12 protein-coding genes are annotated in these 13,536 nt (G+C 72.8%); 8 read left to right on the plus strand and 4 right to left on the minus strand.

The window, feature by feature from the left end; all coding sequences use genetic code 11:
• Nucleotides 1-213 precede the first annotated feature (213 nt).
• The 5 genes from F6X68_RS03305 to F6X68_RS03325 are packed head-to-tail and all read left to right on the plus strand — an operon-like array spanning nucleotide 214 to nucleotide 4,620.
• Nucleotides 214-1,224, plus strand: a complete 1,011-nt coding sequence (locus F6X68_RS03305; RefSeq protein WP_225851946.1) for a ketoacyl-ACP synthase III family protein — start codon at nucleotides 214-216, stop codon at nucleotides 1,222-1,224.
• A gap of 13 nt (nucleotides 1,225-1,237) precedes the next feature.
• A complete protein-coding gene (locus F6X68_RS03310) occupies nucleotides 1,238-1,507 on the plus strand; it encodes an acyl carrier protein (RefSeq protein WP_151452852.1) in 270 nt (89 codons plus the stop codon).
• The gene (locus F6X68_RS03315) at nucleotides 1,504-2,667 is read left to right on the plus strand and encodes an acyl-CoA dehydrogenase family protein (RefSeq protein WP_151452853.1); all 1,164 of its coding nucleotides are present in this window, start codon (nucleotides 1,504-1,506) and stop codon (nucleotides 2,665-2,667) included. Before F6X68_RS03310 ends, F6X68_RS03315 begins: the two co-directional genes overlap by 4 nt.
• A 5-nt stretch (nucleotides 2,668-2,672) precedes the next feature.
• On the plus strand, nucleotides 2,673-3,692 hold the full coding sequence (locus F6X68_RS03320) for an HAD family hydrolase (RefSeq protein WP_151452873.1): 1,020 nt from the start codon (nucleotides 2,673-2,675) through the stop codon (nucleotides 3,690-3,692).
• A gap of 43 nt (nucleotides 3,693-3,735) precedes the next feature.
• Nucleotides 3,736-4,620 (plus strand): 3-hydroxyacyl-CoA dehydrogenase family protein, encoded by an 885-nt coding sequence (locus F6X68_RS03325; protein WP_151452854.1) that lies wholly within the window; start codon nucleotides 3,736-3,738, stop codon nucleotides 4,618-4,620.
• 45 nt (nucleotides 4,621-4,665) lie between these two features.
• On the opposite strand, the gene F6X68_RS03330 is transcribed toward F6X68_RS03325, so the two are convergent.
• Nucleotides 4,666-4,866 (minus strand): hypothetical protein, encoded by a 201-nt coding sequence (locus F6X68_RS03330; RefSeq protein WP_370518896.1) that lies wholly within the window; start codon nucleotides 4,864-4,866, stop codon nucleotides 4,666-4,668.
• A gap of 144 nt (nucleotides 4,867-5,010) precedes the next feature.
• Nucleotides 5,011-5,661, minus strand: a complete 651-nt coding sequence (locus tag F6X68_RS03335) for a TetR/AcrR family transcriptional regulator (RefSeq protein ID WP_151452855.1) — start codon at nucleotides 5,659-5,661, stop codon at nucleotides 5,011-5,013.
• Between the two features lie 46 nt (nucleotides 5,662-5,707).
• On the opposite strand from F6X68_RS03335, the gene F6X68_RS03340 reads away from it, so the two are divergent.
• The gene (locus F6X68_RS03340) at nucleotides 5,708-6,805 is read left to right on the plus strand and encodes a hypothetical protein (protein WP_225851947.1); all 1,098 of its coding nucleotides are present in this window, start codon (nucleotides 5,708-5,710) and stop codon (nucleotides 6,803-6,805) included.
• 389 nt (nucleotides 6,806-7,194) lie between these two features.
• Here the strand turns inward: F6X68_RS03340 and F6X68_RS03345 are convergent, their stop codons facing one another.
• Both F6X68_RS03345 and F6X68_RS03350 read right to left on the minus strand, forming a co-directional pair.
• The gene (locus F6X68_RS03345; RefSeq protein ID WP_151452856.1) at nucleotides 7,195-8,340 is read right to left on the minus strand and encodes an RNA polymerase sigma factor; all 1,146 of its coding nucleotides are present in this window, start codon (nucleotides 8,338-8,340) and stop codon (nucleotides 7,195-7,197) included.
• 4 nt (nucleotides 8,341-8,344) lie between these two features.
• Entirely contained in the window at nucleotides 8,345-8,752 is a 408-nt protein-coding gene (locus F6X68_RS03350) for a YciI family protein (RefSeq protein WP_151452857.1), read from the minus strand.
• 585 nt (nucleotides 8,753-9,337) lie between these two features.
• On the opposite strand from F6X68_RS03350, the gene F6X68_RS03355 reads away from it, so the two are divergent.
• Both F6X68_RS03355 and F6X68_RS03360 read left to right on the plus strand, forming a co-directional pair.
• Complete coding sequence (locus F6X68_RS03355) at nucleotides 9,338-10,729, plus strand: glycoside hydrolase family 43 protein (protein WP_151452858.1); 1,392 nt, start codon at nucleotides 9,338-9,340, stop codon at nucleotides 10,727-10,729.
• A 29-nt stretch (nucleotides 10,730-10,758) separates the two neighbouring features.
• Entirely contained in the window at nucleotides 10,759-13,509 is a 2,751-nt protein-coding gene (locus F6X68_RS03360) for a beta-L-arabinofuranosidase domain-containing protein (RefSeq protein ID WP_151452859.1), read from the plus strand.
• Nucleotides 13,510-13,536: the final 27 nt, after the last annotated feature.

Here is a 13,536-nt window from a genome sequence, read left to right on the forward strand (position 1 = left end):
GGCGGTCGGCGTCGGATCGAGACTGGTGGACGCGAGCGGGCCGGAACCAGAGAAGGACCGGCAGAGGCGTTGCCGGTCCTTCTCTGTCCCGGCACGAGCCGCGATCGGCAGAGTGGCATCGAGTCGGCGCACGGCACACCGGACACAGGAGCGGGTCCGGACGCCCGGGACGGGACACCGACGACGGCCCCTGCTACCGAAAGGCGTGGCGACATGCCCGGAACGATCGCGGTACGGACGATGGCGTCGTTCCTGCCGCAACGGTCGGTCGCGGTGGCGGAGCTGCCGGAGCTGGCGTACCTGGGGCCGGCCGAGCGGGAACTCTGCGCCGGCCTCGGGATCGACCGGGTGCGTACCGACCCGGAGCTGGACGCGTTCGACCTGGCCGCGGGAGCCGCCACCCGGGCGCTGGGCGCCGCCGGGCTGGACCCGGCACGGATCGGGGCGCTGGTCGTGGTGGAGTCCCGCGCGCCGGCCACCCTGATGAGCTCCGCCGAGACCCGGCTACAGGCGTACCTCGGTGCCGACCGGGCCCTGACCTTCGCCGTCGGCGGGCTGGGCTGCGTGTCGACCACGCCGGCGCTGCTGGTGGCGCGCGGCCTGCTGGCCGCCGACCCGGACCTGACCGACGTCCTCGTCGTGCACGGCAGTACGCCGGCCACGCCCCGGCGCTACCGGCACCCCGTCACCGTCAGCGGCGACGGGGGCATGGCCGTGGTCGTCTCGCGGGACGGGCCGCTGCGGGTACGCGACGTGCTCCAGGAGACCGACGGCCGCTACTGGGACCTGTTCCGGGTGGACTACCGGGACCGCCCGTCGGCCCGCTGGACCGAGCAGTGCCGCGACCCCCGGGAGTACTCCTTCCAACTGGCCCTGGAGAGCCGCAATCGGCTGCGCGCGATGTACCGGAGCCTGCTGGACCGCAACGGGCTGACGCCGGCGGACGTCGCCCGGCACGTGAGCCACAACCTGTCGGCGGGCGCGTTCCGGTTCGTCGAGGAGACGCTCGGGGTGACGGTCGCCCCCACCTGCCGCGACAACCTGCGCGACCTGGGCCACCTCGGCGCGAACGACGTCCTGCTCAACCTGGCGACCGAGATCGGCACCGGGCGGCTGCGGGGCGGCGAGCGGGCCGTACTGATCAGCTCCAGCCCCGTGGCCGCCTGGAGCATGGTGCTGGTCGAGTTCGACGGCGATCCCGCTGCGGCCGTCGCGGGAGACTGAGATGGGAGTGGGGATGGGAGCACCGGACCGGCCCGCGGTGGCGCGGGAGCTGCACGACTTCATCGCCCCGGCGGTGTCCGGACCGATCGGCCCGGACGAGGACTACTTCGCGCTCGGCCTGCTCAACTCGCTGTTCGCGATCGAGCTGGTGGTGTTCGTGGAGCGTCGCTTCGACATCGAGGTCGAGGTGGCCGACCTCGACCTCGACCACTTCCGCACCATCTCCCGGCTGACCGACTTCGTGCTGGCCAAGACCGCCGGCCGCGCCGGGATCCCGGCGTGACCGCCGCGGCCGCGCCGCCGGCGCTCGACGGTCTCGGCGACGACCTCGCCGCGGCGGCGCGCGACGAGGCGGCCCGCTGGGACCGGGACGGCGCGCTGCCCGCCGGGGTACGCCGCGCCGCGGCGGCCGCCGGGCTGCTCACCGCTGACCTGCCGGTCGGGCACGGCGGCCTCGGCGCCACACCAGCGCAGCTCGGTGAGCTGTGCGCCCGGCTCGGCGGCGTGTGCGGCGCGCTGCGCGCGCTGGTCACCGTGCAGGCCATGGTCGCCGCGGCCGTCCTGCGCTGGGGCACCGCCGAGCAGCGGGCGCGCTGGCTGCCCGCGTTCGCCCGCGGTGAACTGCTCGCCGGATTCGCCGCCACCGAGGCCGGCGCGGGCAGCGACCTGACCGCCGTCGACACCCGCATCCGTGCCGTCGGCGGTGGCCGGCAGCCGACCCTGGAGCTGACCGGGGCCAAGCGCTGGGTGACCTTCGGCCAGGTCGCCGACGTGCTACTGGTGCTCGGGGTGCTGGACGGCCGGCACACCGCCGTGCTCGTCGAGACCGACCGGGCCGGCGTGACGCGGCAGCCGGTCGAGGGTCAGCTCGGCCTGCGGGCCGCCCAGCTGGCCCACATCCGGCTCGACGGCGTACGGGTACCGGCGGCGAACCGCGTCGCACCGTCCGGGTTCGGCCTGTCGCACGTCGCGGCCAGCGCACTCGACCACGGCCGGTTCACGGTCGGCTGGGGCTGCGTGGGCATGGCCGAGGCGTGCCTGCGGGACATGACCGACCACGTGCTCACCCGCCGGCAGGGCGGCACCCTGCTCGCCGAGCACCAGACCGTACGGGGGCTGCTGGGCCGGGCCGCGGTGGACACCGCCGCCGCGCGGGAACTCGCTGCCCGGGCCGCCCGGTGGCGGGCCGCCGGTGCTCCCGACGCGATCGCCGGCACGGTCGCGGCGAAGTACGCGGCGGCGCGCACCGCCGCCCGGGTCGCCGGCACGGCCGTGCAGGTCCTCGGTGCGGCCGGCTGCGCCCCGGACAGCCGGGCCGGCCGGTTCTACCGGGACGCCAAGGTCATGGAGATCATCGAGGGCTCCTCCCAGGTGGCCGAGCTGCACGTCGCCGACCACCTGCTGCGGCGCGCCCGCGCGACGGGGCCGGGAGGGCGGCCGTGACCAGCATGGTGAAGTGCCTCGTCTGGGACCTCGACGACACCCTGTGGGACGGCGTCGTGCTGGAGGGCGACGAGCCGGTGCCGTTCCCCGCCGCCGTACGCACGCTGCACGCCCTGGACCGGCGCGGCGTCCTGCACGCCGTGGCCAGCCGGGGCGAGCGTGCCGCCGCCACCGCCCACCTGGCCGCGCACGGCCTGCTCGACCTGTTCACCCGGGTCGAGGTGGGCTGGGGCGCCAAGTCCCTCGCGGTCGCCCGGATCGCCGCCGACCTGGGCATCGGCCTGGACTCCGTCGCGTTCGTCGACAACGACCCGGTGGAGCGCGCCGAGGTGGCCGCCGCGCTGCCGGTCGTGCGCTGCCACCCGGCCGACGCCGTCGCCGAACTGCCGGCCCTGCCCGAGTTCGCCTGCGAGTTCGTCACCGAGGAGTCCCGGCAGCGCCGCCAGCTCTACCGGACCGACGAGCGACGCCGGGCCGCCGAGGCCACGCATGCCGGGCCATCCGCGGACTTCCTCGCCTCGCTCGGCCTGGTGCTGGAGGTGCGCCGGGCCGGCCCGGCCGACCTCGCCCGGGCGCACGAGCTGACCGTACGCACCCACCAGCTGAACACCACCGGCGTCACCTTCAGCCTGGCGGAGCTGCACGCGCTGTGCGCGTCGCCGCGGCACGAGGTGCTGGTGGCGCGGCTGCGGGACAGGTTCGGCTCCTACGGAACGGTCGGGCTGGCCGTTACCGAGTCGCGGCCGGACGCGACCGTACTGCGGCTGCTGCTGATGTCGTGCCGGGTGCTGTCCCGCGGCGCCGGCGCGGCCCTGCTCGACCACCTCGTGCACACCGCGCTCGCCGCGGGCCGGCGGCCGGTGGCCGAGTTCGTGCCCACCTCGGTCAACCGGCAGATGCTGGTCACCCTGCGGTTCGCCGGCTTCGCCGTCGAGGACGACGCGGGCGACCGGTGGACGCTCTCGATCGACCCGGCCCGGCCGCCGGCCGCGCGGGCACACCCGGTGCGGGTGGTGACGGCGTGAGCGGGCACAGCGGACGGATCATCAGACGCGGCGAGGGGGAAGCATGAGCGGAACCGTCGGGGTGGTCGGCGCCGGCACGATGGGGCTCGGCATCGCCCAGTGCCTGGCCGAGGGCGGGTACGACGTGGTCGTGGTCGACCCGGCGCTCGGGTCGACGACCGGGGTGGCGGCGGCAGCGGACCGGCTGCGTACCGGGCTGCGGCAGGCCCGGCTGCTGGCCCCGGACCGCGCGGGCGAGCCGGTGGCCCGGGTGGTCGAGCGGATCAGCTGGACCCACCGGACCGCCGGGCTCGACCGGGCCGGGTACGTGGTCGAGTGCGCACCGGAACGCATCCCGCTCAAGGAACGGATCTTCGGCGAGCTGGACGCCGTCTGTCCACCGACGACGGTGCTCGCGTCGGTCACCTCCGCCATCCCGATCGACCGGCTCGCCGCCAGCACCCGCCGGCCGGACCGGGTGGTCGGGACGCACTTCATGAACCCCGCGCCCCTCAGGGACAGCGTCGAGGTGGTGCGTGCGCCACGGACCAGCGCGGACACCCTCCAGCGCACCCTCGACCTGCTCGCCGCGATCGGCAAGACCGGCATCGTGGTCGCCGATGGGCCGGGCTTCGTGATCAACCGCGTGTTGATGCTCACCGTGAACGAGGCCGCCGAGGTCGTCGGCCAGGGCACCGCCGACGCCGCGACCGTCGACCGGGTCTTCCAGGAGTGCCTCGGCCACGCGACGGGTCCGCTGCGTACCGCCGACCTGATCGGCCTGGACACCGTCGTCGACACGCTCCTGGTGCTGCTCGAGTGCACCGGTGACCCCCGCTTCCGGCCCGGGCGCACACTGCGGGAACTGGTGGACACGGGCAGGTACGGGCGCAAGAGCGGCAGCGGTTTCCACCAGTACCCGCGGCCGGTCGCGACCGCCGCCACCTGACCACCGCCGGGGATCCGCGTCTGGCCACCCGCACGGCTGCCCGGGTCAGCCTGGGGTGAGGACGCAGGAGACGATGAGGTCGAGGCAGACCGCGACGGGGTCGGGGTAGACGAAGCCCTCGGGTTCGAGGTTTGTCACGCCGGGCCCCTCGCTGGAGACTTCCCAGCCGAGCGCCTCCGCCCAGAAACCGCCCAGCACGGAGTCGTTCCGGGCCTTCATGTTGATCTGCACGAGCCGCGTCGGCACGCCGGCCAGGCTAGTACTCCAGTCGTGGATCGCGACCTGACGTAGCGTCGGCTACGTTGCGTCGACCGCCGAGGACGATGGCCGGGCGCATCGGCATGTTCCGGATCTACTGCTGGTGCAGCGGATGCCCCGGTTGGGTCGGCTTCACGGCTGGTTGTGCTGCTCGGCGGCGTCGAACGCGGGCGCGAGCGGGGCCAGCGCCTTGCGGAGCTGGTCGGCCAGTGAGCCGGAGGGCACGACCAGTCCTCCGGCGGCGAGACTCCCGGCGGCCTCCGGGTTCCCGGCCGGCCGGAGCCAGCCTTCCAGTGCGATGCGAACTGCCGCGGCCACGCTTGCCGCGAGGACGCGGGCCGTGTGCGCTTCGGCGTCGTCCAGGCGTTCGGCGATCACCGCCGCGAGCGGGGGCTCGATGCCGGCGGTGGTGTCGAGGAACGCGTCGCGCAGCGCGGTCTGGGTGGTGATCAGCAGCAGCGCCTTGTGTTCGCGCTCGCCGGTGTTCGTGTACTGCTCGACCACTGCCTGGGTGACGGCGTCGGCCAGGCGTACTCCTGCGGGCCGGGCCGCGACCGCCGCCGCGATGCGCGCCTCCCGGTCCGCGGTGACGGCGGAGACGATCGCCTGCTCGCGGCTGGCGAAGTAGTTGTTGTAGGTGCGCGGCGAGACCCCGGCCGCTTCGGCGATGTCCTCGACCCGCACCTGGTCCGGTCCGCGCTCCTCGGCCAGGCGCAGGGCCGCCTCGCGTAGCGCCTCACGCGTGGCCTGCTTCTTCCGCTCCCGCAGCCCTGGTGGTGTCACGGTGTCAGCGTCCCATGCAGGGCTGCACACACGCAAAGTTGCGTGAATGCAAACTTGCGTGCACGCATCTTTCCTGCCAGTCTCGACCTGGACCGGGACCGACAGAGAGGACGTCGCCATGCGAGCAAGAGGAATGACCTACGACACCGGATTCGTCGTGCACGGCCAGACGTCCCGCGAGCACTTCGACCTCGCGGTGGTCCGGCGCGAGCTCGCCATCATCCGCGACGACCTGCACTGCAACGCGGTCCAGATCATCGGCGGTGACCCGGATCGACTGGAACTGGCCGCCGGTGCCGCCGCCGAGCTCGGACTGGAGGTCTGGTTCTCGCCCTACCCGCTGGAGCTGGATCCGGAGCAGATCCTCACGCTCTTTCGCGACTGCGCCGAGCGGGCGGAACGGGTCCGGCAGCAGGGGGCCACAGTCGTGTTCGTCGCAGGCGTCGAGCTGAGCGTGATGAACCGCGGGTTCCTGTCCGGAGAGAGCCCCGAGGATCGGGTCGAGCGGCTGATGAGCCAACCCGAGCGGCGGGCCGAAGCCATCCGCGAACTCGGCGTGCACATCAACGCGTTCCTCCGCGACGCCGCGGCGACGGTCCGCGAGCGCTTCCAGGGCAAACTCACCTACGCGTCCATCCAGTTCGAGCAGGTCGACTGGACTCCCTTCGACATCGTGGCGTTCGAGCTGATCCGCTCCGCCGAGGTCGCCGACCGGTTCCGGGACGCGGTGCGCATCCTGGCCCAGAGCCCGAAGCCGCTCGCCATCACCGGGTTCGGCACCGCGGCCTACCGCGGCGCGGGAGACCGCGGTGGGCGGGTGCTGGAAGTGGTCGAGTACGACCCGGAGACCAGGGCTCCGGTACGGCTGAACGGCGTATACGAGCGCGACGAGGCCGGCCAGGCCACCTATCTGAGCGAACTGCTGGAGATCTTCGAGACCGAGGGCGTGGACAGCGCGTTCGTGTTCCTGTTCGCCCTGCCCGGCTACCCGCACCGCCCGGACGGCGACCCCAGGGACGACCTGGACCGGGCCGGCCTGGGCATCGTCAAGCTCCTCGAAGGGCGCCGAGGGCAGACCTACCCCGACATGGAATGGGAACCCAAGGCCGCCTTCGCGGCAGTGGCACAGCGCTATCGGAGGTGACAGGCCCCGCGCACGATGGCCACGGCTCGGGATCTGCACCGCGGCGCGGTGCAGATCCCGAACAGATGGACGCGGTGGTCGCCGACCGCGGCTGGTCCGCCCGGCGACGCCGCCACCAGACCCGAGCCCGCTGGCACCGCTACCGACCCGACTCGCCCTCGATGAATGACACCAGGTCGGGTTCCGCCCGTGCCGGCTGACGCACATCCCCTAAAGCGTCCTAGGACATTGATTGTCCGGCGACGCTGGGCCGCGACCTGGGCTCTCCTCGATCCGGCACTCTCTCGGCCTGTGCCGCTCGCCCGGTCTCCCGAGGAGCGACCGGAGCCGGAGTGGCCTCCCTCCGGGGCGGCCCTGTCGTACGAAAAAGCGGTGAAGTCCTGGACCGCTCAGGGGCGCTGGCGGGCGTTGAGCCGGGCGGCCTGGCGCGTCAGGTGGTCACGTTCGGCGAGGTTGGGCGCCCGCCGGGCCGCTTCGGAGTACAGCCGTGCCGCCGTCGCCAGGTCGCCGTCGCGCTCGTGGAGGTACGCCGCCACCGCCGCGTGGCGGGGCAGCGAATCGTCCAGCGCCACGAGCGCCGCCAGGCCGGCGCGCGGTCCGTCGGCCTCGCCGACGGCCACCGCGCGGTTGAGCCGGACGACCGGACTGTCGGTCAGGCGGACGAGCTCGTCGTACCACTCGACGATCTGCACCCAGTCGGTCTCTGCGGCGGTGGGCGCGTCGGCGTGCAGCGCCGCGACGGCTGCCTGGGCCTGGAACTCGCCCAGCCGGTCGCGGGCGAGGGCGGCCTGCAGGATCTCGACGCCCTCGGCGATCGACGTGGTGTCCCACCGGCCGCGGTCCTGCTCGGCGAGCGGCACCAGGCTGCCGTCGGGCGCGGTCCGGGCGGCGCGCCGGGCGTGGTGCAACAGCATGAGGGCGAGCAGCCCCGCCACCTCGGGGTGGTCGATCGCGGCCGCGAGCTGCCGGGTGAGCCGGATGGCCTCGGCGGCGAGGTCGACATCGCCGGAGTAGCCCTCGTTGAAGACCAGGTACAGGACGCGCAGTACGGTCGCGACGTCGCCGGGCTGGTTGAACCGCACGCCGGAGACGGTGCGCTTGGCCCGGCTGATGCGTTGCGCCATGGTCGCCTCGGGCACCAGGTACGCCTGGGCGATCTGGCGGGTGGTCAGCCCGCCGACGGCACGTAGCGTGAGCGCGACCGCCGACGCCGGCGTCAGCGACGGGTGGGCGCACAGGAAGTAGAGCTGGAGCGTGTCGTCCACCGTGGGCGCGGGCCCGGGCGCGGGCTCCTCGTCGACGAGGTCCTCGCGCCGACGGCGGGCGGCGTCCGCCCGGGTCGCGTCGAGGAACCGACGCCAGGCCACGGTGACCAGCCAGGCCTTCGGGTCGCGCGGCGGGTCGGCCGGCCAGGTGCGCACCGCCTCGACCAGCGCATCCTGTACGGCGTCCTCGGCCGCCGCGAAGTCGGCTCCGCGGCGGACGAGGATCCCGAGCACGCCGGGCGTGAGGCTCCGGAGCAGGGCCTCCTGCATCAGGTCACTCCGTGATGGTGGGCGGCGCGGTCAGGAACGGGCGCAGCTCGAGCCACTCGTGGATCGGCTTCCCGCCCGCCCCGGGGGCGGCCGACAGCTCCCCGGCCAGCTCGACGGCGCGCTCGTAGCTGTCGACGTCGATCACCATCCAGCCGGCGATGAGGTCCTTGGTCTCGGCGAACGGGCCGTCGGTGACCGGCGGGCGCCCCTCACCGTCGTACCGGACGAACGTCCCCTCGGGGGCGAGCGCCTGACCGTCGACGAACTCGCCGGTCCCCTCGAGCCGGGTCGCGAAGTCCTGCATGTACTGCACGTGCGCCGAGATCTCCTCCGGCGTCCACTGGTCCATGGGTACGTCGTTGACCCCGGCCGGAGCGCCCCGGTAGTGCTTGAGCAGCAGGTACTTGGCCATCGTGTTTCCCCTCTCGGTGCGGGTGCGAACCCATTCTGATCGCGTCCACCACGGGGACGGAGCCGGTCCCGGGTTCTCGACATCGCTGCCCGGATATTTCTGGGTCGATCTCGTGTCCGGTCCCGGAGCATGCGAGATCCGAGGTGCGTCGGCTCCTGCCCCGCGCGCTCCGGTGCCGTCCCGTTGCCCGCAGGCGACCGGATCCGCACCGCAGGCGGGCGGGCGACCGGCGGACAGGGCTCGGCTTCCCGGGCCGGGAGGAGTCTTGCGCGGGCGTCACGCGGAAACTATGTTATCGATAACATAGATGTTTCCCCATGGCTTGTCTGGACGGTCGCGCGGCCGTTCCGACCGCCGCGCCCGTGGCACGCACCACCCGTCCCGCACCTCTTCCCCGACGTCACACCCGCTCCGGCGACGGCGTGCCGCCGGGCCCTTCGGCCGGCCGGAGCGCTCGCCGACGGCTGGCCCGTCCTGACTCGGCCGGCCCCACGACCAGCACCCGAAAGAACCAGGACGTAAGGGCTCTCGCGGCGCCGGCCCGCCAACCGCCGCTCTCCCGCCACCATCGAGAAAGGTCACCCCATGGCCCTGACCCGACGAGCCTTCACCCTCGGTGCGGTCGCCACCGGCGCGGCCACCGCCACCGGCCTGACGATCGCCCCCCGGGCGGCCTCGGCAGCGGCCTACACCGGCTACGTGATGACCTACTTCACCGAGTCGCCGAACTTCGTCGGCGCGGACTACGGCCTGCACCTCGCCGTCAGTCGCGACGGTCTGAACTGGACCCCGCTCAACCAGAACAACCCGGTGGCCACCCCGACCGCCGGCCAACTGGGGCTGCGCGACCCGTTCATCTTCCGCAAGCAGGACGGCACGTACATCGTCATCGCCACCGACCTGCGCGGCACGAACTTCGGCGTCATCAGCCAGTACCTGCACGTATGGGACTCGACGAACCTGACCGGCTTCACCGGTTACCGGCGGCTGCGGATGCACACCTACAACGCGCACACCTGGGCGCCGACGGTCTTCTGGGACGCCAACCGCGGGCAGTACGGCATCGTCTATTCCTGCAACACCAGCAGCGGGGACGTGTTCCTGGTCAACTACACGTCCGACTTCCACTCGGTCGGCTCCCCGCAGGTCTTCTTCAGCCCCGGCTTCGGCGTCCTGGACAGCGACATCATGGTCGACGGCGGGGTCACGTACCTGTACTACAAGAACCTCGCCAACGGAAACCTGTACGGCGCCCGCTCGTCGACCGGCGCCCCGAACAGCTTCACCACCTACACCGGCGGCCTGCGGCAGGGCGACGCGATGGAGGCCCCGCTGCTGGTCAAGCGCAACGACGGCAACGGCTGGTACCTGTGGGGCGACTCGTTCGCCCCGGTGAACGCCGACTACTACGCCTGGTCCAGCGGCAACATCACCGCCAACGCGTGGACCACGCTGAACCAGCGCGACTACACCCCGCCGCTGAACGGCAAGCACGGCTCGATCCTCGGCATCACCGAGGCCGAGTACGCCGGCGCGGTCAGCCGGTGGGGCACCCCGAACTGGGTCCGGCTGAAGTCCGCCAACTTCCCGGACCGGTTCGTACGGCACCTCAACGGTGTCGGGCGCCTCGACGCGTACCCCTTCGACCCGTACCAGGACCAGCTGTGGCGGCTGGTGCCCGGCCTGGCCGACCCCTCCGGGGTGTCGTTCGAGTCGGTGAACCGGCCCGGCAACTTCCTGCGCCACAGCGCCTACGCCATCCGGCTCGAACCGGACAACGGCACCGCGACGTTCCGCGCCGACGCCACGTTCCACCGCACGCCGGGCCTGGCCGACTCCTCGTGGACGTCGTTGCGCTCCCACAACTTCCCGGACCGCTACCTCCGACACTCCGGCTACCTGCTGCGCATCGACCCGCTGAGCGCCTCCTCCAGCGCCGCCGACCGGCAGGACGCCACCTTCCGGCTCACGTCGTAGCACCCCGACCCCCGCTTCCGGAGGCCCTGATGCCCACTCCCTTCCTCAACCGTCGACTCCTGCTCAGGTCCGCCGGCGTGGCCGCCGTCGCCGCCACCGGCGGGCCCGTCCTCGGCGCCGTCACCGGCGGCGACGCGGCAAGCGCCGCCCTGCCCCCGGCCCGGTCCGACATCGGCGTCTCCGCCTACGCGTTCGAGCCCGGCCAGGTCCGGCTGTCGGCGAGCCGCTGGCAGGAGAACCAGAGCCGCACGCTGAACTACCTGCGGTTCGTCGACGTCGACCGGCTGCTCTACAACTTCCGCGCCAACCACCGCCTCTCCACGGCCGGCGCCGCGCCGACCGGCGGCTGGGACGCCCCGACGTTTCCGTTCCGCACCCACATGCAGGGACACGTCCTGACCGCCTGGGCCCACGCCTGGGCGGTGCTCGGGGACGCCACCTGCCGGGACAAGGCGAACCGCATGGTGGCGGAACTGGCCAGGTGCCAGGCCAACAACGCGGCCGCCGGCTTCAACACCGGATACCTGTCCGGCTTCCCGGAGTCGGACTTCACCGCGCTGGAGGCGCGGACGCTGAGCAACGGCAACGTGCCGTACTACTGCATCCACAAGACACTCGCCGGGCTGCTCGACGTCTGGCGCCTCGTCGGCAACACCCAGGCCCGCGACGTGCTGCTGGCACTCGCCGGCTGGGTCGACTGGCGCACCGCCCGGCTCACCACCGCCCAGACGCAGGCCATGCTGGGCACCGAGTTCGGCGGCATGAACGCCGTCCTGGCGGACCTGTACCAGCAGACCGGAACCGCCCGGTGGCTCACCGCCGCCCAGCGGTTCGACCACAACGCCGTGTTCAACCCCCTCGCCGCCAACTCCGACCAGCTCAACGGGCTGCACGCCAACACGCAGGTGCCGAAGTGGATCGGCGCGGCCCGGGAGTTCAAGGCCACCGGCACCACCCGGTACCGGGACATCGCCAGCAACGCCTGGAACATCACCGTCGACGCGCACAGCTACGTGATCGGCGGCAACAGCCAGGCCGAGCACTTCCGCTCCCCCGACGCCATCGCCGGGTACCTGCGCACCGACACCTGCGAGGCCTGCAACACCTACAACATGCTGAAGCTGACCCGGGAGCTGTGGCTGCTGGACCCGAACCGGGCCGCCTACTTCGACTTCTACGAGCGGGCGCTGCTCAACCACATGATCGGCCAGCAGAACCCGGCCGACGCCCACGGCCACGTCACCTACTTCACGCCGCTGAACCCGGGCGGCCGGCGCGGGGTCGGTCCGGCGTGGGGCGGGGGCACCTGGAGCACCGACTACGACTCGTTCTGGTGCTGCCAGGGCACCGGTCTGGAGACCAACACCACGCTGATGGACTCCATCTACTTCCACAACGGCACCACGTTGACGGTGAACCTGTTCATGCCGTCGGTACTCACCTGGACGCAGCGCGGGATCACGGTCACCCAGAGCACCTCGTACCCGGTCGGCGACACCACCACCCTGACCGTGACCGGCTCGGCCGGCGGATCGTGGACGATGCGGATCCGGATCCCCGGATGGACCAGCGGCGCCAGCGTCAGCGTCAACGGCACGCCGCAGAACATCGCCACGACCCCCGGCAGCTACGCCAGTCTCACCCGCTCCTGGGCCTCCGGCGACGTGGTCACGGTCCGGCTGCCGATGCGGGTCGTCATGTCGGCCGCCAACGACAACGCCGCGGTGCAGGCCGTCACGTACGGCCCGGTGGTGCTCTCCGGCAACTACGGCAACACCGCCCTGAGCGGGTTGCCCGCGCTGAACACCGGTTCGATCACGCGTACCAGCACCAGCGCCCTCGCGTTCACCGCCGTCGCCAACGGCGCCACGGTCGGCCTCGGACCCTTCCACGACGCGCACGGGCACAACTACACCGTCTACTGGAGCGTCGCCGGCAACGGCGGCGGCAACGCGAGCTTCCGCCTGGTCAACGCGGCCAGCGGCCTGGTGCTCGGCATCCGGGACATGTCCACCGCCGACGGCGGCCCCGCCCTCCAGTGGGGCGACACCGGCACCGCCGACCACGACTGGCAGCTCCTACCCGGCGGGTCGACGATCCGGCTGCGCAACGTCCACAGCGGCAAGGTACTCGGCGTGGAGGGCATGTCCACCGCCGACGACGCCCGCATCGTCCAGTGGGCCGACAACGGCACCGCCGACCACGACTGGACGCCCGTCGACGTGGGCGACGGCACACACAAGCTGCGCAACGCGCACACCGGCAAGCTGCTCGCCATCTCCGGCGGCGCCACCGCCCAGGGCGCCCAGGCGGTGCAGGACCAGGACAACGGCAGCCCGGACAACCAGTGGAGGTTCGTGCCCAACGGCGCCCGCCGGATCCAGAACCTCGCCAGCGGGCTCGTGCTCGGGGTGCGGGACATGTCCACCACCGACGGCGGCCTCGTCCTCCAGTGGGGCGACACCGGCACCGCCGACCACCTGTGGACCGCGATCGTGGACACCGGCGGCTACCTGCGGCTGCGCAACTCGCACAGCGGCAAGGTGCTCGGGGTCGAGGGCGGCGCCAGCGCCGCCGGCGCCCGGATCGTGCAGTGGGCCGACAACGGCGCGAACGACCACCGGTGGCGGCTGCGGTACGGCGGCAACGGCTACTTCCGCGTCCAGTGCGCCAACGGCGGCCGGGTCCTCGGGGTGAGCGGCGGCTCCGGCAGCCAGGGCGCGCAGATCGTCCTCGGCACCGACAGCGGGGCCGCCGACCAGCGTTGGCGGTTCGTCTGAACCGTGTCGCGAGGACCTCCACCCGGC

Origin of the sequence: Micromonospora sp. AMSO12t, assembly GCF_008806585.1 — a bacterium.
Taxonomy (GTDB): Bacteria; Actinomycetota; Actinomycetes; order Mycobacteriales; family Micromonosporaceae; genus Micromonospora; species Micromonospora reichwaldensis.

Excerpts from the sequence above, each read along its gene's own strand:
- F6X68_RS03310 (WP_151452852.1), top strand. The coding sequence starts at position 1,238 with ATGGGAGCACCGGACCGGCCCGCGGTGGCGCGGGAGCTGCACGACTTC.
- F6X68_RS03360 (WP_151452859.1), top strand. The coding sequence starts at position 10,759 with ATGCCCACTCCCTTCCTCAACCGTCGACTCCTGCTCAGGTCCGCCGGC.
- F6X68_RS03345 (WP_151452856.1), bottom strand. The coding sequence starts at position 8,340 with ATGCAGGAGGCCCTGCTCCGGAGCCTCACGCCCGGCGTGCTCGGGATC.
- F6X68_RS03355 (WP_151452858.1), top strand. The coding sequence starts at position 9,338 with ATGGCCCTGACCCGACGAGCCTTCACCCTCGGTGCGGTCGCCACCGGC.
- F6X68_RS03320 (WP_151452873.1), top strand. The coding sequence starts at position 2,673 with ATGGTGAAGTGCCTCGTCTGGGACCTCGACGACACCCTGTGGGACGGC.
- F6X68_RS03325 (WP_151452854.1), top strand. The coding sequence starts at position 3,736 with ATGAGCGGAACCGTCGGGGTGGTCGGCGCCGGCACGATGGGGCTCGGC.
- F6X68_RS03340 (WP_225851947.1), top strand. The coding sequence starts at position 5,708 with ATGCAAACTTGCGTGCACGCATCTTTCCTGCCAGTCTCGACCTGGACC.
- F6X68_RS03350 (WP_151452857.1), bottom strand. The coding sequence starts at position 8,752 with ATGGCCAAGTACCTGCTGCTCAAGCACTACCGGGGCGCTCCGGCCGGG.
- F6X68_RS03305 (WP_225851946.1), top strand. The coding sequence starts at position 214 with ATGCCCGGAACGATCGCGGTACGGACGATGGCGTCGTTCCTGCCGCAA.